The organism is Luteibacter anthropi (assembly GCF_011759365.1).
Lineage (GTDB): Bacteria > Pseudomonadota > Gammaproteobacteria > Xanthomonadales > Rhodanobacteraceae > Luteibacter > Luteibacter anthropi.
Map to the genome: position 1 here is coordinate 237,572 of NZ_JAARLZ010000005.1, position 16,931 is coordinate 254,502.

At 57.7% G+C, this 16,931-nt stretch carries 17 protein-coding genes; 9 read left to right on the forward strand and 8 right to left on the reverse strand.

Annotation, left to right across the window (positions count from 1 at the left end; all coding sequences use genetic code 11):
* Positions 1 to 6 precede the first annotated feature (6 nt).
* Positions 7 to 1,935 carry a recombinase family protein gene (locus HBF25_RS11015; protein ID WP_166948329.1) on the reverse strand — a complete coding sequence of 643 codons (1,929 nt, stop codon included), beginning with the start codon at positions 1,933 to 1,935 and terminating at the stop codon, positions 7 to 9.
* Positions 1,936 to 2,087: 152 nt separating this feature from the next.
* Here HBF25_RS11015 and HBF25_RS11020 point away from each other — a divergent pair, with 152 nt between their 5' ends.
* Together HBF25_RS11020 and HBF25_RS11025 are read left to right on the forward strand one after the other, a co-directional pair.
* Complete coding sequence (locus HBF25_RS11020) at positions 2,088 to 2,369, forward strand: hypothetical protein (RefSeq protein WP_166948330.1); 282 nt, start codon at positions 2,088 to 2,090, stop codon at positions 2,367 to 2,369.
* A 105-nt stretch (positions 2,370 to 2,474) separates the two neighbouring features.
* Complete coding sequence (locus HBF25_RS11025; protein ID WP_166948331.1) at positions 2,475 to 3,278, forward strand: hypothetical protein; 804 nt, start codon at positions 2,475 to 2,477, stop codon at positions 3,276 to 3,278.
* Between the two features lie 211 nt (positions 3,279 to 3,489).
* Here HBF25_RS11025 and HBF25_RS11030 read toward each other — a convergent pair whose 3' ends face one another.
* Positions 3,490 to 4,389 carry a LysR family transcriptional regulator gene (locus tag HBF25_RS11030; protein WP_166948332.1) on the reverse strand — a complete coding sequence of 300 codons (900 nt, stop codon included), beginning with the start codon at positions 4,387 to 4,389 and terminating at the stop codon, positions 3,490 to 3,492.
* 7 nt (positions 4,390 to 4,396) lie between these two features.
* A complete protein-coding gene (locus HBF25_RS11035) occupies positions 4,397 to 5,317 on the reverse strand; it encodes a LysR family transcriptional regulator (RefSeq protein WP_166948333.1) in 921 nt (306 codons plus the stop codon).
* Between the two features lie 168 nt (positions 5,318 to 5,485).
* Here HBF25_RS11035 and HBF25_RS11040 point away from each other — a divergent pair, with 168 nt between their 5' ends.
* From HBF25_RS11040 to HBF25_RS11050, 3 genes are all read left to right on the forward strand, one after another.
* Complete coding sequence (locus tag HBF25_RS11040; protein ID WP_166948334.1) at positions 5,486 to 6,835, forward strand: amidohydrolase family protein; 1,350 nt, start codon at positions 5,486 to 5,488, stop codon at positions 6,833 to 6,835.
* A 95-nt stretch (positions 6,836 to 6,930) separates the two neighbouring features.
* Positions 6,931 to 8,136 (forward strand): arabinose transporter, encoded by a 1,206-nt coding sequence (locus tag HBF25_RS11045; RefSeq protein WP_166948335.1) that lies wholly within the window; start codon positions 6,931 to 6,933, stop codon positions 8,134 to 8,136.
* A gap of 42 nt (positions 8,137 to 8,178) precedes the next feature.
* On the forward strand, positions 8,179 to 9,246 hold the full coding sequence (locus HBF25_RS11050; RefSeq protein WP_166948336.1) for an aldo/keto reductase: 1,068 nt from the start codon (positions 8,179 to 8,181) through the stop codon (positions 9,244 to 9,246).
* Positions 9,247 to 9,331: 85 nt separating this feature from the next.
* On the opposite strand, the gene HBF25_RS11055 is transcribed toward HBF25_RS11050, so the two are convergent.
* The 3 genes from HBF25_RS11055 to HBF25_RS11065 form a co-directional block, all read right to left on the reverse strand.
* On the reverse strand, positions 9,332 to 9,547 hold the full coding sequence (locus tag HBF25_RS11055; RefSeq protein ID WP_166948337.1) for a hypothetical protein: 216 nt from the start codon (positions 9,545 to 9,547) through the stop codon (positions 9,332 to 9,334).
* A 60-nt stretch (positions 9,548 to 9,607) separates the two neighbouring features.
* Positions 9,608 to 10,510 carry an SDR family oxidoreductase gene (locus tag HBF25_RS11060; RefSeq protein WP_166948338.1) on the reverse strand — a complete coding sequence of 301 codons (903 nt, stop codon included), beginning with the start codon at positions 10,508 to 10,510 and terminating at the stop codon, positions 9,608 to 9,610.
* A gap of 180 nt (positions 10,511 to 10,690) precedes the next feature.
* Positions 10,691 to 11,296, reverse strand: coding sequence for a TetR/AcrR family transcriptional regulator (locus HBF25_RS11065; RefSeq protein ID WP_166948339.1), 606 nt, complete (start codon positions 11,294 to 11,296; stop codon positions 10,691 to 10,693).
* Here HBF25_RS11065 and HBF25_RS11070 point away from each other — a divergent pair.
* From HBF25_RS11070 to HBF25_RS11080, 3 genes are read left to right on the forward strand one after another with little or no spacing between them, the layout of a single operon-like run.
* Positions 11,295 to 12,119, forward strand: a complete 825-nt coding sequence (locus HBF25_RS11070; RefSeq protein WP_208392533.1) for an SDR family NAD(P)-dependent oxidoreductase — start codon at positions 11,295 to 11,297, stop codon at positions 12,117 to 12,119. The two genes, HBF25_RS11065 and HBF25_RS11070, sit on opposite strands and share 2 nt — an antisense overlap.
* Positions 12,112 to 13,281, forward strand: a complete 1,170-nt coding sequence (locus HBF25_RS11075) for an FAD-dependent oxidoreductase (RefSeq protein ID WP_166948340.1) — start codon at positions 12,112 to 12,114, stop codon at positions 13,279 to 13,281. Before HBF25_RS11070 ends, HBF25_RS11075 begins: the two co-directional genes overlap by 8 nt.
* A complete protein-coding gene (locus HBF25_RS11080; RefSeq protein ID WP_166948341.1) occupies positions 13,259 to 13,702 on the forward strand; it encodes a hypothetical protein in 444 nt (147 codons plus the stop codon). Before HBF25_RS11075 ends, HBF25_RS11080 begins: the two co-directional genes overlap by 23 nt.
* A gap of 137 nt (positions 13,703 to 13,839) precedes the next feature.
* On the opposite strand, the gene HBF25_RS11085 is transcribed toward HBF25_RS11080, so the two are convergent.
* Both HBF25_RS11085 and HBF25_RS11090 read right to left on the reverse strand, forming a co-directional pair.
* Complete coding sequence (locus tag HBF25_RS11085) at positions 13,840 to 14,400, reverse strand: fasciclin domain-containing protein (RefSeq protein ID WP_425483464.1); 561 nt, start codon at positions 14,398 to 14,400, stop codon at positions 13,840 to 13,842.
* A gap of 125 nt (positions 14,401 to 14,525) precedes the next feature.
* Positions 14,526 to 15,806: an NRAMP family divalent metal transporter gene (locus HBF25_RS11090; protein WP_166948344.1), complete on the reverse strand. Its 1,281-nt coding sequence runs from the start codon at positions 15,804 to 15,806 to the stop codon at positions 14,526 to 14,528.
* A 279-nt stretch (positions 15,807 to 16,085) separates the two neighbouring features.
* Between HBF25_RS11090 and HBF25_RS11095 the strand changes: the two genes are divergently transcribed.
* Positions 16,086 to 16,583 (forward strand): DUF421 domain-containing protein, encoded by a 498-nt coding sequence (locus HBF25_RS11095; protein WP_166948345.1) that lies wholly within the window; start codon positions 16,086 to 16,088, stop codon positions 16,581 to 16,583.
* Positions 16,584 to 16,931 lie beyond the last annotated feature (348 nt).

Consider the following 16,931-nt stretch of genomic DNA (forward strand, 5'->3'; position numbering starts at 1 on the left):
GATGGACTATGCCTGCTGCCTCGCCCCCAACCCGTCCATCGCCTGCCCGGCACTCACCCCACTGAGCACTCCCATCTCATCGGGGTACTTGGTCGCCATCCATCGGGTAAATTCGGGTTCGCGGAGGACGGCCGAGACCAGGCGTGATACCACCATGCTCTCCATCACTACTACCCCGTCTGTGCTGCCGTTCTCGGCGCGGCGACCGATTCGAGCCTGACCGAGTCGCAAGTACCCACACTGGGCCAACATCCCCCTCGCTCCTTTGTCGCTCAGAAGAATGCGCATCGCCTCTCGAAACGCCCCAAGACGGGCCCGACAAGCACTGGCGGCAAGATGGATGCACCCGTCACTGCTACCGGTGGTCATTCTTCCTTCATCGAGACCATCACCTTCGCCGTCTCCTGGCTCCATCCGAGACACTCGAGCGAGCTCACCGAGAATGGCCAAAGAGGAGAATCGACAACTCTCCAAGTCAGGCGTGTTCTTCAAGTAAAACGTCTTCGGTAGTTCGGAGAACACCGCGCGCGGGAGCACAAAATAGTCCAGTGGCGCGGACTCTCCGTGCGCCATACGAGCAAAGACGATGAGGTCAGCATCGGTGTTGGAACGATAGTTAATCCATCGAAGGCGCCCATCATCAGCCTGGTTAACATGGATGGGCGTAAACGACACCGTCCATAGCCCGTCGACCTGGAGGCACCAATCCCGCTCGGCGACATGGGACCCCTCATCCGAGAGCCATTCGCGGGTAAAGTCGGTCAGGCTGCGACGCCAAACCGTCAGCCAGTTGCAGACCTTCGCATGCTTCAAATCCCGACTGGGTTTGAATCCCACCATCTCATACAACTTCGTCAGGCTTCCAAAGCGGTCAATGAGAACACGACCAGAAAGAAGGTCGGGCTCAGATTCTAAAATGCCCCGTGAAAGCCTTCCCTCCCGCTGCAAAATAGCTCGCACCTTGTCCAGAACTTCGGCATTGGAGAGCGAGGTTTTTTCTTTCATGCGTCGCGCCTTGACCGCTTCGAAGAGTTCGGGCGGCACCACGGGCTCATAGGCAGTCTCGTGCCTTATCCATTCGTTTTCCGGATTCTTGACCTGGGGACCCGCCAGCTTTTTACTGGCACGGTTGTAAACGACCCGCCCCGCATACTTCTCGGCATCAAGCAGATTGCGAATGGTCCCATACACCCAGGGCTTTCCCCGGTCGGAGAGGATGCCTCGCGCATTGAGTTCACGAGCGATGGCCGCGCAGTTGCCATTTTTCAAATAGTGCTCAAACATCCAACGGACCAGGGCGACTTCTTCAGGAGGCCCAGGCACCAGAACGACGCGGTCCGTTTTGATACTTTTCCGCTCTCCATTCTTGAGCAGCCCTCGGGGCTCACCATCGGCACTGAGTAACATCCGACGGATGCCAAACCCGGGGGTGGCGCCCTGCCGGTAGCCCAAGCTGGCAAGACGACGATGGCCGGCGAAGGCTTTGATGGACAGTTCCCGGCTGTACTCGGCGGCCATGGCACGTTTGAGCCCTTTGAACACCATGGAAAAGGGACTTCCATCGTTTTCGAAGAGTTCAGCAACGTAAAAGACCTTGACCCCACTTTTCCAGCAAAGGAACTCGTGATACGCCGCTTCATCGGTGTTCTGAAATCGTCCCCAACGCGTCACATCCAGCACCAGAACCCCTCGGAATCGAGCGTGCCCACTACCAATGTCGTGGAGCAAGGACAAAAGCCCGGGTCGATTTTCAGCGGTCAGGCCGCTTTTCCCGTCGTCACTGTAGGTTCTTACAATATGCATGTGGTGCAGGTCGGCATACGCCGACAGCGCGTCTTGTTGGTTTGCCAGGGAGTACTTCTGCATGTCAGTCGAGACACGCACATAAGCTGCAACCGGAAGGAAAACATCCGGGGACTCTAGGCGCGAAGCCATGGGCACCTCCGCAGAAGAATTCGGGGCCCTGCCATCCCCCTACTCTAGGCCGCTCTCACGTCCAATTGAAGCCTGTACTGTGCTCCGTATCACCCATGAAACAGGCCCACCATTCGTGCTTACAATGGTGGGCAACAGAGGGAGGAAAATCGATGCAGGACGAACAAGCGGTCCTTGAAGCAGCCGAGCTGCTCATCGAGGCAGTGGCCTTGAGCGAGGCGCTGCTCGATGGAGACCTCACCGAAGCCCGCTTCCGGGCCGGGCAACTGGTCGAAAAGCCTGCGGTCGCAACCAATCCGGACCTCCGCGCGTCTGCCGGACGGGTGGTCAGTCTTCTGGGCCCTCCGGGCATTCATCCTCTCCCGGGTTATGCCGACGCGGTGGTCGACCTTACAGACAGGCTTGAGCAGGCGGCGGCATTCCTGAGGGGCTAAGTGTCAAAAAGTCTTCCCGTCGCAGTATCTATGGCCTAAAGCCGCTCTGGCTCTCGCATATGATAGGAAAGCTAGTCCGTAGCGATTCAAAACAAGGGACGTTCAATGACGGTGCAGGAATCGAAAAAATGGGCATGGCTCAGGCGTTTTCAAAAGACCTGGAAAGGCTTTGACACGGGGACCCGTACGCTCGCGTGCCTAACGGGTCTCGCCGCTGGCACCTCAGTTGCTCTGCTTGCAGGCGCCGGCTGGTTCCGACCTGGAGGTCACTGGCCATCCCTTGAGGAACTTGATCACGTCGGATCGTGGCTAGGCGGGGTGTTTGCCCCGACCGCTCTCGCCTGGACAGCCCGAGCCTTCTTCCTCCAGCGCGATCAGATGCGGGCCGAAGAGGCAAAACGCCGCGAAGACCTGCGCGCCGAACGAGTGCGCTGGAATGCCGAACTCATCAGTACTGCCCCAGCGTATACCGTATCCGGAGACTACCAGTCGGATTCCGCAGGGAATGTCCGCAGAGCCATTCTAACTGTGACCAATCATGGCGCTGCCGCCATCAATGCAAGAGTCACTGTGACCATTGGAGACCGTAGAAAGGAATTTGATGCCGGAGACCCACTCCCTGTAGATCCGGACGATGGGGAAGAACCTGTTTACACCGGACCAGAGTCATTCTTTGGGGTTTTTTACCATGACAAGGGGATTCCCACGGGAGCATCGTTTACGGTGATCGCAAATGTAGCCCCGGGTATCATCTCCGTCAGTGAAGAATATACGCACCTTAGAATCGTCTCCGAACGACTGGATGGGAATCTGGCGCTATCGGTGTTTGACCATGAATACGGATCGGATTTCCGCCGGACCAGCACCACCCCCTTGCACTTCGAAGATGTGGGCCAAACGGACGACTGAATATCCGGCGAGAGCCACCGGCAGTTACCTGTGTTTCGGCCATCACATAATCGATGCCCGAAACATCAACATCGAGGTCAGAAGGCGCCAGCGGGCTTGGTGCACTAACAGATGGACTGCGCTTGGTTTTGGTTACACTCTTGCTTAGGCGATCCTTTAGGCGACAAGGTCGAATTTGGAATTATTCTGGAATGCTGTTGCCAGCAACGACTTATTTAACTGTATCGACAATAAAATCGACAAAAGCCCGGACCTTCATGGGGAGGTTCTTTCGGGAGGGATATAACGCATACAGGGGGAATGTTTCCTCACCCCAATCAGGAAACAACTCAACGAGATCACCGCGCTGAACCATGTCTCGAACAACAACGGAAAAAACCTGGGCGACGCCGGTTCCAGCGAGGCATTCTGAAAGCATCGTAGACGCGTCGCTCACACACAGGCGGCTTCGTGTCTTGACGGTAAGTGCACCCCCTTTTCCATGAAACTCCCACGAAAAAGGCCGGGACGTAATGGGGTCTCGAAGATAGATACAATCGTGCAATTGAAGCTTGTCGGGATGACTCGGCCGACCAGTGCGCTTGAGATATTCAGGTGACGCTACCGTGATCAACTTTAAGTCAGCAATCTTTCGTGCAATGAGAGAGACCCCAACGGGTTCCCCAAATCGCACCGCCACATCAACCCCTTCGCCAACCATGTCGCCAATCTGCTCCCGGGAAAGCAATTCTAGGCTCAGGCCAGGGTGGGCGTCCAGAATGCTTCCAATACGCCCATTCGCCAGAAGGCGCATTACAAGCGGATCCATGTTGACTCGCAGTCGACCTTGGACGACAGCAGCGGAGGCCGTAGCCGTTGAGGCTGCTTCCTCGATGCTTTCCATACTCGGTTTGACACGCTCATAGAAACGCCGTCCCTCCTCCGTCAGGCTAACGGAGCGCGTAGTACGGTCAAGCAACCGAACACCAACTCGCGCCTCCAGCCTGGAAAGCGATCGGCTCACCCCGGATGTCGTGATTCCGAGCAACTCCCCGGCGCGTCCAAAGCCACCCGTTTCGACAATAGCCGCGAGCACACTCACGCCAGTAAGAAGTCGACCATCTAACGTCATGGTGTTTTCAGTATCGCTCGCTTGAAGGGTTAATCGCCTTGAGCACGAATTCCAGAAAGGCTCGCACTCGCGCTGAAGGATCGTATTGCGATGGATAGATGGCATACAAGCTGAAACGCTCATCCGGCCATTCCGGGAACAGAACGACCAGCTGCCCCGCTTCGATAAGGTCTTCGGTACCCACCTCAATCGTCTGCGCGATGCCTGCACCTCCAGCACAGGCACGCAGCATGGCCGTCACGTCGCTGACCATCAGCCGGGTCGACGTCGGAATCGTCAGGATCTCTCCCTTACTGTGGAACTCCCAGGGAAACGCACGATCCGTCGTTGGATTGCGAAAATGAATGCAAGCGTGATGTGCCAGCTCGGCTGGATGCACTGGGTGACCATGCCGCTCCAAATATCCGGGCGACGCGACGGTCAAAACCCGTGTGTCCAGTAACTGTCGAGAGGCATAAGACGATGAGACAGGGGGTTCGCCGAAGCGAAGGGCTACATCAATCCCATCGATAACCAAGTCACTGACCGACTGCCGGGTGAGCAAGTCGAGCTCGACCTCAGGGTACGTCCCGAGAAAACCAGGGAGTCCGTCAGCCAGCTTCGTGCGCAGGAAGAACGGATCGACGTCGACCCGGAGCTTCCCCCGAACCGAAGCCGTTGAGCTTAAGAGCTCTTCCGCCGCTTCTTCAATATCGGCAAGACCCGGAACGACGCGCTCGTAGAACCGCCTGCCCTCCTCGGTTAGCGCCAGCGACCGAGTCGTGCGGTCTAGCAGACGTATCCCCACGCGCGTCTCCAGGCGAGCTACGGCCCGGCCCACGCCGGAGTCAGACATGCCGAGCACGGCGGCTGCGCGCCGAAAGCTCCCACTTTCCACCACTGCGGTCAGTACAGCGACACCCGACAGCAAGCGTCCGTCAAAACTCATCACCACTCCTGCTTAGCGGTCAACAGTGTACAGACATACACGCACTTCAGTAAATAAATGTCAATCCCTAAGATTCCCCCACTGGCTAGGCCAACCGCCTGCCAACAGTAATGGGATCCCGCCCTCGCGCGCTCCCTACAGACAACCTGAAGATGGATGGATAGGACAATGCAAAATCAAGCTCACGAACGAATTCTGTTCAAGGGTGGCACCGTTCTGACGATGGACAGCGCCATGGGCGATTTCGCCGTGGCGGACGTTCTTGTAGAAGGCTCGCGAATCGCCGCCGTCGGCCCCAACCTAAGTGCTGACAACGCACGAGTCATCGACGCCACCGGCCATATCGTGATGCCGGGCTTCGTCAATCCGCACCAGCATGCCTGGCTCGGCTTGCTGCGGGGACTTTTGCCGAATGTCGAAACGCTGAACGATTATTTTGAGGCGATACCCTTCGCAATCGGTCGCCACTACCGCCCGCAGGACATGCACCTGGCTACATTGCTGACAAGCCTGACCTGCCTAGATGCCGGCATCACCAGCATCCTGGACGCCGCTCACAACAGCCTGTCGCCCGAGCATACCGATGCCGCATTAGATGCGTTCGATGCAGCGGGAATTCGCGCCCTCCATATGGTCGGCCAGCCGGTGGGACTTACCGTCAAACACTGGCCCGGCGAAGTCCGTCGCCTGAAGCGCCCCACCGACGCAGCCGTCAATATCGGTCTGTTTGCCAATACTCCGGATGCCGAACATTGGGCGACCGCGCGCGAGTACGGTTGTCGAATCCTCAGCGAATTCGGGAACTGGGACGGTAGCCCGTCTAATTTGCGCGCCTTGCAAGCCCAGGGCCTGCTTCGTTCGGACAATGTGTTCAATCACTGCGTCAGGTTGACTGGCGATGATTGGCGAGTCCTTGTCGAAACTGGAGTCAATGTTACGGTGAACCCGCGCTCGGATGCCTTGTTTGGCCTGGAAACGGATGGCTTTCCGTACCAGACGGCGCTGGAATACGGGATTCGTCCCGCACTGGGCATCGATATCGATACGTCGCAAAGCGGAGATATGTTCGGCGAAATGCACGCAGCATTCGCCATGCAACGAATGTTCGGTCAAAAGCGTCGTGCCGAAGGTGATTACGCAGCACCTTCGCCCACCCACGTTCGCCCAATTCTCGAAGCAGCAACCATCGACGGAGCGCGCGTCATGGGTCTGGAGCGGCGCACCGGCAGCCTCGTTCCAGGTAAGCAGGCCGATCTCATCATGATTCGTACCGATGGCATCAGCATCTTCCCCTCCCACAATGCGGTCGGAAACGTCGTCCACATGGCCAACCGCAACGACGTAAAGACGGTGATGGTGGCAGGGCGTCTGCGTAAGCACGAGGGACAACTGGTTGACGTCGACCTCACGACGATCCGACGCGCCACAGAAGCCTCTCGTGAGTACCTCTTCAATGCCTCCGGGTACCAGCCGAACGTACTTGAGGATGCATTCCCGCGACTCCAGCCAGCCAACTAAGTAGAACCTGCTCCACCGAGGCCTGTCGCACCACTGCGGCAGGCCTCTCCTTCTTGTTGCGCACCTTTAGATCGTCGTCCACCCCTGGACTCAAGATGCATACACGTCGCTCCACTACACAGATTATTCCGCTGTCCTCCCAATCCAAGAGCCCAGGCCGAGCCATGGCTCCGATCGCCCTTGCCCTATTCTTCGGATTTATCTCGGTCGGACTGCCCCTGCCAATCGTCCCTTTATTCGTCAATCAAGTGCTCGGTTATGGCGATGTCATCGTCGGGGTTGCTGTCGGCCTCCAATTCCTTGCCACGGTCTTGACTCGAAGCTATGCGGGTCGCGTGGCGGACACTCAGGGCGGAAAGCTCTCAGCGACACGTGGAGCTCTGATTTGCGCACTGTCGGGCCTTATCTATGTCATTGCAGCATCACTAACAGCGTCGCCAACGACGGCCCTTATCATCCTCCTCGTCGGCCGCATCCTGGCGGGCGTCGGTGAAGGACAACTGGTCACCGGCTCGGTTGCCTGGATGATTGCCCGGGCTGGCCCCGTAAATGCTGGCAGGGCGATGTCACTCAACGGTATGGCAATGTATGCCTCGGTCGCTCTCGGTGCACCGCTCGGCATGGTGATCTACCGTCATGCTGGATTTACCACAGGTATTGCGACCACGATTATCGCTCCGTTGACCGGATGCGCCATCGCCTGGAGGACTCCTGCTGCGTTCTCGCCCGCCGGCATCCGGGTGCCCATGCAGCGCGTGCTCGGGCTGATATGGCGAAGCGGTTTCAGTCTCTTGTTACAAGGTGTCGGTTTCGCCGTCATCAGCGCGTTCTCATCTTTGTTCTTCGCCTCACGTGGATGGACCCATGCAGGTTTGGCAATGACCTTGTTTGGCGCGGCTTATGCCGTCATGCGCGTCTTATTCGGCCATGTACCCGACCGTATCGGCGGTTACGCGGTGGCCATCGCCTCGCTGACCGTGGAAGCCATGGGACAAAGCCTGCTTTGGCTTTCCCCCAACGAAGCAACCGCCCTGTTCGGCGCATTTTTCTCCGGCATGGGTTGTTCACTTTTGTTTCCCGCGCTTGGCGTCGAAATGCTCAAAAAGATTCCTGCCCACAGTCGTGGCACCGCTCTGGGTGGATTCGTCGCGTTCCAGGACGTCGCCTACGGTGTTACTGGCCCGATGACCGGCATTCTGGCGTCCACTGCCGGATACGCATCCGTCTTCCTTGTCGGTTCAATCGCAGCTCTTCTCGGCATTGGCTCGGTCTTGCTGGAACGCCAGGCGACTTCCGCATAAATCAAATGGGAACTTCCTCCCCTCATCCGTGGACCCTCGCACATGACTACACCTGACCTTGAGTCGATCGCACCTCTGACCCGAAGGCAGTTCATCGGCGGACTCGGAGCAGGAGCTATAGCCCTGGCGACTGCTCACGCCTCCGAGCTTGCCGCCACCACCGCCGCTTCTAAGAATATCGTTGTCGCTTCGCCGGATATCCTTCGGAAAACCATTGCTCACTCAGGGGAGTCTCTGCCCGCCATCGGCATGGGATCATTCATGACCTTCGACGTTAGATCTGGACAACCACGTAACACCCATCTCGAAGTCTTGCGCCGTTTCTATGATGGCGGCGGAAGGGTTGTTGACACATCACCCCTTTATGGGAATGCCGAAATCAACGTCGGCGAGTTGTCCAGTGCCTTGGGACTTAGCGACAAATTATTCTTTACGGATAAGGTATGGGTCACCGGCGACTACCTTAGCGACACTAGTCATGGACAACGCAGTCTCGATCAGTCGATGGGACGTCTTTGGCGCGACCAAATCGACGTGATTCAGGTGCATAGCCTTACCAATGTCGAGATCATGCTGCCCTTCCTCAACGAAATGAAGAAGCAGGGCCGCATCCGCTATGTCGGTGTCACCCATCACGATCCACGTTATTTTGAGCCGTTGGGGTGGTGGGTCGAAAATGGACCCATCGATTTTGTGCAGGTGCGATATTCAATGTATTCACGTGCAGCCGAAGAACGCATTTTTCCGGCGGCGCAACGAAGGGGGCTTGGCGTGATGCTCAACATGCCGCTTGAGAAGGCCCGCCTGCACAAGATAGTCGAGGGACGGCCCCTACCGGACTTTGCCGCAGACATCGGCGTTCATAACTGGGCCCAATTCTTCCTAAAATGGGCCATTTCCCATCCTGCGGTAACGTGTGCACTGCCAGCAACCACCCATCCAGAACACATGAGTGAGAACCTTGGCGCAATGCGCGGCCCCCTGCCCGACGCGCCTATGCGGGATCGCATGCTCCGATATATGCAATCTGTGCCGGGATTCAACGATCTTGACAAGATGCCCTGGTACCCAGGGAAAGCCTTCCAGGGATTGGTTCATTTGAGTGCATAAAGAGGATGGGCCGAGAATCCTAAAAAAGCGAAATTATCGTTATATATCCATATCTTTACCAAGATAAATGGTGGAGGATGCGCTGTTAAAGCGTCTTGGTGTTCAATCCATCCGTGATTCGGCTGTTCGTCTTGTCGGCGTCAGGCTGCGGCGTATCGTTGACCTGCTGCGGATGCGAATCCACCGTCTGATGCTCGACCTTTGTCGGGGTCTGCCAAGAATGACTAGATGCCGGCGCCGACTGCGCGTGCAATGCGGTCACTGGCACCATGAGCGCCAGAAGAAATAAGGCTATTTTCATAACCTATCTCCTCCCATCACGAAGGCGAAAGCGTGGGCTGGCTGGCGAACCCCGGGTCCATCACGGCAAGGGATTGCCACCCGTTACCCCATAGGTTTCGCCTGTCACAAACGAGGATTCATTCGAGGCCAGGAGTACATACAACGGGGCGCACTCGACCGGTTGACCGGGGCGTTTGAGCGGAACGCTGGCGCCAAAATCGCGAATCTTCTCCATCGGCTGGCCACCGGAGGGTTGCAGAGCCGTCCAAATGGGTCCCGGAGCGACGGCGTTCACCCGAATGCCCTTCTCCGCGACCTGCTTCGCCAGCGCCTTGGTAAACGCCACAATGCAAGCTTTGGTCGAGGCGTAGTCAACCAGGATGTCAGAGGGCTGGTAGGCCTGGATGGAGGCCGTATTGACGATGGTTGAACCTGCCGGCATGACCTTCAAAGCAGCCTTGCAGAGCCAAAACAAGCCGTAGACGTTCGTTTTGAACGTCTCGTCGAATTGCGTAGTCGTCAAGTCTGCAATGCTTTCCTGATATGTTTGCTTGCCCGCAACATTGACCAAGATGTCGAGGCCGCCCAGAAAGTCTGAAGCCTGCTCGACCAAAGAAATGCAGAAGGACTCGTCTTTTAGGTCACCAGCGATGGACCGAATCTGGACGCCCTCGCCTTTCAGGAGCTCCACCACTTCTTTCGCATCGTGTGCTTCTTCGGGGAGATGCGTGATGACGACCGACGCGCCTTCTCTTGCGAAGGCAATAGCTGCCGCACGACCGATGCCACTGTCACCACCCGTAATCAGCGCACGACGACCCGATAGACGTCCCGAACCGACGTAAGTCTTTTCACCATGGTCGGCGAGCGGCTGGAGTTTGTCGACGGTGCCTGGAGCCGATTGTTTGGGGGTATCAAACGGCGGCCGAGGATACTGCGTGGTGGGGTCAACAAGGTTGGGTTTCTTGTGGTCTTGAGACATGAAGGGTCCTCCAGGTGAGGGATTGAGGCTAGGCCCATGCCTGTAATAACCCTGTCCACGCACGCCGAAATTGAGTTCACGCCTTCTACAACGAAGTCGCACAAACCCCTCGCTCCGACGTCAACCTGATTCGACCCTCAAGAGGTACTGCAGTTCTCCCCTCTTCTCGACCGAATCGGTTTACCGCTGGCCCTCGACGAGCCCCTCTAGGCTATTCAGCAATAGAGGGTGTAATGCGTTCAATCGAGCCGCCGCGCCCTCTCGTTCATCGAGTGCGACTCGAATCAAGGCAAACCCGAGAATTTGTGCAGCGAGAGCAACGCCCCGCTCATCGGCCTGCTCGCCCCGCATGGCCATCGCCAGCGGCTCGATGAAGTCGCGGTCCAAATACTCCGCCAATATCGGCCCAGCAACGGGACTGCCTATCGAACAAAGCAGCACCCGAAGTGGGTTGTAGCCGCTTCGCCATGCCTCTTGATTCGCTGGCCCAAGCAAGAGGGCTGCCACCCTCATCGGCATCTCGCTCAAAGGTGGCTGTAGAAAGTCTTCGGTGCCGAACGCTTGTGAGGCCACCTCACGAAACAGCCCCTCTTTGGACCCGAAGTAGCGAATGACGAGCGCCGGGTCGACCGAAGCATCACACGCCAAGTCACGAAGGCCTACGCCCTCAAAACTGTTTCGGGAGAAGTGAACTTGTGCGGCCTCCAGGATACGGGCCCGGGTGGCTTCGGAGTCGCGGGAAGCACCGGCGTTCTTGCGAGGCTTTGGTAGGTGGGCGGTGGTCATGAGGCACAGCATATCAACACCTGTTGACAAGGCAAGGGGAGAGGCGCCTAATTCAACACATGTTGACTTGCGAGATGCCCTCATGCGGTTGCAAGGAAAAAAAGTCCTGATAACAGGTGGCACAAGCGGAATAGGTCTCGCCACCGCCCGATTGTTCGTCGATGAAGGCGCCGAGGTCGCCCTCATCGGCCGGAGCCCTGCGAAGTTGGCGACGGCCCTTTCAAGCCTTGGCCCCGGCGCTCATGGCGAGGCCACCGACGTCGCGTCGCCACGGGGCTTGGCGACAGCCATTGAATGCCTTGCCGGGAAACTGGGTGGCATTGATGTCCTGATGGCGAACGCCGGCATCTCAGATGCCCCATCCATCGAGAAGACGACCGAAGCGGACTTTGATGCGCTGATGGGCGTCAACATCAAAGGGGTCATCTTTACGGTGGTCCATGCCCTTCCCTTTTTAAGCAACGGCGCATCGGTGTTGCTGACGGGCTCGGTCGCCGCTGGCAAGGGCCGGCCTGGAGACCCCTTATATGCCGCAAGCAAAGGAGCCGTTCGCAGCTTTGGCCGCACGCTTGCGATGGACGAAAGCATGCTCGCGCGACGCATTCGGGTGAATGTGCTGACCCTTGGCGCAACCGTGACTCCATTGACCCAGGCCGCCACCGACGACCCGGCCATCCGAGACTATGTGGCCCAGATGGTGCCTATGGGTCGCTGGGGTAAGCCCACCGAAGCCGCTCAAGCCGCTTTGTTCCTGGCATCGGATGCCTCGTCGTATACCACCGGCGCAGAAATCACCGTCGATGGCGGACTTGCCCATGTCTAACAACCGGCATCTCCCATCGAATCACCTACTGCATGGCCTCCGTATCGCCATCGTGGGCGGCGGTCCGTCCGGCTTGACCTTGGCCCGCCTTCTTCAACAACAAGCCATCGACGTCGTCGTGTACGAGCGTGATTCGGCTGCCGACGCCCGCACCCAAGGCGGCTCTTTAGACCTGCATGAAGACAGCGGGCAACGCGCCTTAGCAGCTGCAGGACTGGGGGAGGCGTTTCAGCGTATATCCCGACCCGACGGTCAGCATTCGAAGATATTCAACCAACAAGGCGAATTGTGCGGTGAACTCAAAGCCGAAGATGAGTCCGGCAGCCGCCCAGAAATCGACCGGGGCGCATTACGCGCATTGCTTCTCGGTTCTCTGAACCCCGGAACCGTCCGGTGGGGTCATCGACTCATCAGCACGACTCGCGGTGAAGGTCAGGTCCAACTGAGTTTCGAGCAGACGACCGTGGGCGCCGACCTTGTTTTGGCCTGTGATGGAGGTTGGTCCGCCTGCCGCGCGCTCGTCTCAAAGGTCACGCGCCCAACCTACAGTGGGGTGACGTTCGTTCAAACCCTGGTTGCAGACGTCGACCATCGGAGTCCAGACATCGCTACCTTGGTGGGGCCTGGAAACATCCTCGCCCTTGGAAATAACCGAGGACTCCTAGCCCAACGCAATGGAGATGGCAGTGTCCGCATCTATGTGGCACTTCGTGTCCCGGAGGAATGGAGTTCAACCATCGACTTTTCCGCTGCCCAACATGCACGGAAAAGGCTCTTGCAAGAATTCCAGGGGTGGTCTCCCCTCTTACAGGAAATGCTAAAAAGCTCAGACGATGTGTTCCAGCCCTGGCCGCTGTATCACTATCCAGTCAAGCAAGATTGGATACCTCGTTCGGACATCACCTTGCTCGGTGATGCGGCACACCTCATGCCGCCTTTTACGGGAAAAGGTGCAAACTACGCCATGCTCGACGCACTGGAACTGACCGAAGCGCTTACCGGTCATCATCATTTATCTCTGACCGAAGCATTGGAACAGTACGAAAGCGCCATGTTGACGCGGATGGAGACGGCGATTGCAGAGACCTTGCACAGTCAAAATGCGATGTTCACAGAAGACGGACCCGATACGCTGATAGATGCACTCAACCAAGCAGGTTAATCAACGTACCAATACGCTTTCTAAAGCCCAATCATATGGGTGTTTTTCCAACGCCGCATACGTTGTTACATCCGAAGTCATCTGGTTCCCATTGACCGGGTGGGTGACTTCAGCAATATCCAACTGGCACTCCTTGCCAACCGAGCTCGCTCCGTTCACCATCAGCGGACCGAGCTTGGTTTCAGGTAACGCTATGCCGTTCAAAGAAGTGATTTCCGGGGGCGTGGGAGATTCGGCCTGGATTGCCCGCGTGGAGCCCCTCGAGAACAGCCGATACCTTCTGGACGAAGTGAAGGCCATAGGCTCTGGTCAAAGCGAAACAGTCGGCCTCATCTTCAGCACCATGGAGCATCTCCGCAGCTACGCACAGGAGGTAGCGGAGTCCATCATGGAGCGAAAATACCACGCCCCCGATGAATGAGCATCCATAGCCCACAGCCGTTCAACGTGGACTTGCTGTCCCTGCCCCACCGCCTCACTGATTAGTGCAATGACCGATGGAAGAGGAGCACCCTGCGCTCCTCCATGCAGGTCCGAACCGTCCCAACCCCGAGACCGTTACGGCATCAATACCTTGTCGATAACATGGATAACGCCGTTGGACTGCATGACGTCCGCAATGGTCACATGCGCCTTTCCACCCTTCGCATCGGTAATCGTCCACTGACCACCGTCTTTGCTCAGAGTGATGGGCTCGCCTTCGACGGTCTTCAATTCCACCGTACCGTTATGGGCAGCCGCTTGCGATTCGATATCGCTTTTGGTCAAACGCCCCGACACCACGTGGTAGGTGAGGATTTTGGTCAAAGTATCTTTGTTCTCCGGCTTGACCAGATTCTCCACCGTTCCCTTCGGCAAGGCGTCAAAGGCTTCATTGGTCGGTGCGAAAACCGTAAATGGGCCCGGACCCGACAACGTATCGACCAGCCCGGCGGCCTTCACCGCCGCAACCAAGGTGGTGTGGTCTTTGGAATTGACCGCATTTTGGATGATGTTTCGGTTGGGATACATGGCGGCGCCGCCCACCATGACGGTGGTCTGCATCTCACCGGAGGCGGCAGGCGCACTTATGGAGGCCCCGGCAGCAACCATGAGGGAGCAAGCAAGCATCCCCTTCATCAGACGTAACGACTTCATGACTCCTCTCCCTATGGACAACCTCCGGGCGGAGGCATAGGTAGATACGCAGACAGAAGCCAAACGGATGCAACGGGAAAAGAATCCCCCGCCCATACAAGGCGGCCTCAGCCGCCCTTCCCCATCGTGGCAAACATGACGATGGCCGCTATGCCCATGACCAAGGTCGCCGCCCACCCCAGCATGCGAAGCCCTGGGCCCAAGACCAGCGTACCCATGGTTTGGGGACGCTGCGCTATGACCATGATGGCCATCATCATGGGCACAGCACAGAGGCCATTGACGACTGCGCTCCAAAACAAGGCTTTGACGGGGTCAATCGGCATCATATTCAAAAGCGCTCCAACGACCATGGACCCTATCAACACGCCATAAAAGACCTTTGCTTTTTTCGGCTTCTGCTCGAGGCCATAGGGCACTCGAAGGGTGCCAGCGACAAAGTACGCCGTCGCCCCGGCCAGCACCGGCACGGCCAAAAGGCCGGTTCCGATAATCCCCATGGAAAAGAGCGTAAACGCAAACCGGCCGGCGACCGGCTTTAAAGCCTCGGCGGCTTCTGAAGACGATTGAATATCGGTTTTGCCGTGTGCATGTAGCACGACGGCCGCCGTCAAGATGATGAAGAATGCGACCACGTTGGATACCAACATACCGAACGACGTGTCGATGGCGATACGCTTGAACGCATCCGGTGCCTGGTCGACGGCGTCTTTTAATGGCCTTCGCTCATCGCTGTCTAAAACCTCTTCGACTTCTTGAGCGGCCTGCCAACAAAAAAGATACGGGCTGATGGTGGTTCCCAAGATGGCGACGACAGCCGTGGCATAGGCCGATGTCCCTTGGAAAGCAGGAATAAACGTCCCTTTTAGCGCCGCCCCCCAATGCACTTTGACCACCAGGACCGTTGCTACATACGTCAGCAAACTCAAGGCCAGGAACTTCAGAATCGGGGCATACCGGCAAAATGGAACCCGCACTTGAAGGAACGTCGAGAGAATGGCAAAGCAGGCGGCATAGGCAACGACGGGACCTCCGACCAGGAGGTTGACGGCTGCTCCCATCGCTCCCAAGTCAGCACCGATATTGATCACGTTGGCGATAACGAGGAGTGTGGTGATGCCCCAGACCAGCCCCCGGGGAAAGTTTTCCACCATGTTGTCGGCAAGGCCTTTCCCTGTGACTCGTCCGATGAGCGCACTGACCATCTGGATGCCAATCATCAGTGGCAACGCCAGCAACAAGGTCCATAACGTCGCGTAACCGAACTTAGCGCCGACCTGGGAATAAGTCGCTACGCCACTCGGGTCGTCGTCAGCAGCTCCCGTGACCAATCCCGCGCTTAAGCGCTTCCACCATGGCTCGGATGACGTCACATCGGACTTCGGCATGGCGGTCTTCCAGCAAGGGGCAGTTGGATGCTTGAGCGCAGGGCGTGAAGTTGCCGCGAAACGATATTCCCGTATTCGTGAGAACCTGCGACCTCCGTTTTTAGGACATGTTTTTCAGGCCCAGAACAGATACCTCAAGCTCCGATGTCGGTGCAGATACGCTTCTCTGTAACCGCCTCGGCCGTCACGAATACGCAGGAATAAGGAAGCCGTTGGGTGTTCTCATTTTCGCCACCCGCCAGGGACTCTCCTAGTGGCACCGAATCCCGGAGAACGCCCATGGCTCACACCTTTGACCTATCCGCCCCCTGGTGGACGTTCGTCGTGCGTGGCGTCATCACCTATCTCGGCCTGCTCGTTCTCATGCGCCTCGCCGGCAAGCGAAGTTTTGGGGAAATGTCGGCCTTTGATGTCGTCATCATCGCTCTGGCGGGCGGCACGCTTCGCACCGCCATCATCGGAGAGGACCAGGGCCTCCTGGGACCCTTCATTGGGGTGGGCAGCATTCTGGCTACGGACAAGGCGCTGGCGTGGCTTTGCACCCGATACCCGAGATTCAACCGGCTGGTTGAAGGATTTCCCACCCTGCTTATCCGCCAAGGCAAACGGGATGCCGAGGCACTCCGAAGCCAAAGCCTGCCCGATGCAGCACTCGACCGTGCACTCCACGGAGCAGGGCTGGAAGCCGACGACGAGGTTCAGACCGCTCGCTTGGAGCCCAACGGGAAAATCACCGTGGTGCGGCGTTCGTCTCCTTTGGGACCGCCAGCGTGCTAGCCGGGCTTGGGCACCACAGTAAGAGCGGTAAGGGCACGCACTGCGGCGTCTGCGCGGCTCCTTGCACCGGCGAGTGCCAAGCCCCGAGTGGGAAAAGCGGTATGCCCTTGCCAAGTTTCCAAGACATCCCCAGCCTCATCTAAGACCGTGTACGCCCCCACATAGCCGTTTTCGGCAGGCGTGACCGAGAAAGCGCACTGATACGTCGAACCACTCACTGTCGCCTCCATCGCGTCGGGGAGTAGATTGTAAAAGGTACCCACGCATTCGCTATAAAAAGATGAAAAACCTGATGGGATTTGGTGGGTCCGGCAGGATGCGGTACAACCATCCTAGGCTGGCCAAAGG

Coding starts and splice junctions, on each gene's coding strand:
- HBF25_RS11015 (WP_166948329.1), bottom strand. CDS start 1,935: ATGGCTTCGCGCCTAGAGTCCCCGGATGTTTTCCTTCCGGTTGCAGCT.
- HBF25_RS11020 (WP_166948330.1), top strand. CDS start 2,088: ATGCAGGACGAACAAGCGGTCCTTGAAGCAGCCGAGCTGCTCATCGAG.
- HBF25_RS11025 (WP_166948331.1), top strand. CDS start 2,475: ATGACGGTGCAGGAATCGAAAAAATGGGCATGGCTCAGGCGTTTTCAA.
- HBF25_RS11030 (WP_166948332.1), bottom strand. CDS start 4,389: ATGACGTTAGATGGTCGACTTCTTACTGGCGTGAGTGTGCTCGCGGCT.
- HBF25_RS11035 (WP_166948333.1), bottom strand. CDS start 5,317: ATGAGTTTTGACGGACGCTTGCTGTCGGGTGTCGCTGTACTGACCGCA.
- HBF25_RS11040 (WP_166948334.1), top strand. CDS start 5,486: ATGCAAAATCAAGCTCACGAACGAATTCTGTTCAAGGGTGGCACCGTT.
- HBF25_RS11045 (WP_166948335.1), top strand. CDS start 6,931: ATGCATACACGTCGCTCCACTACACAGATTATTCCGCTGTCCTCCCAA.
- HBF25_RS11050 (WP_166948336.1), top strand. CDS start 8,179: ATGACTACACCTGACCTTGAGTCGATCGCACCTCTGACCCGAAGGCAG.
- HBF25_RS11055 (WP_166948337.1), bottom strand. CDS start 9,547: ATGAAAATAGCCTTATTTCTTCTGGCGCTCATGGTGCCAGTGACCGCA.
- HBF25_RS11060 (WP_166948338.1), bottom strand. CDS start 10,510: ATGTCTCAAGACCACAAGAAACCCAACCTTGTTGACCCCACCACGCAG.
- HBF25_RS11070 (WP_208392533.1), top strand. CDS start 11,295: ATGAGGCACAGCATATCAACACCTGTTGACAAGGCAAGGGGAGAGGCG.
- HBF25_RS11065 (WP_166948339.1), bottom strand. CDS start 11,296: ATGACCACCGCCCACCTACCAAAGCCTCGCAAGAACGCCGGTGCTTCC.
- HBF25_RS11075 (WP_166948340.1), top strand. CDS start 12,112: ATGTCTAACAACCGGCATCTCCCATCGAATCACCTACTGCATGGCCTC.
- HBF25_RS11080 (WP_166948341.1), top strand. CDS start 13,259: ATGCACTCAACCAAGCAGGTTAATCAACGTACCAATACGCTTTCTAAA.
- HBF25_RS11085 (WP_425483464.1), bottom strand. CDS start 14,400: ATGAAGGGGATGCTTGCTTGCTCCCTCATGGTTGCTGCCGGGGCCTCC.
- HBF25_RS11090 (WP_166948344.1), bottom strand. CDS start 15,806: ATGCCGAAGTCCGATGTGACGTCATCCGAGCCATGGTGGAAGCGCTTA.
- HBF25_RS11095 (WP_166948345.1), top strand. CDS start 16,086: ATGGCTCACACCTTTGACCTATCCGCCCCCTGGTGGACGTTCGTCGTG.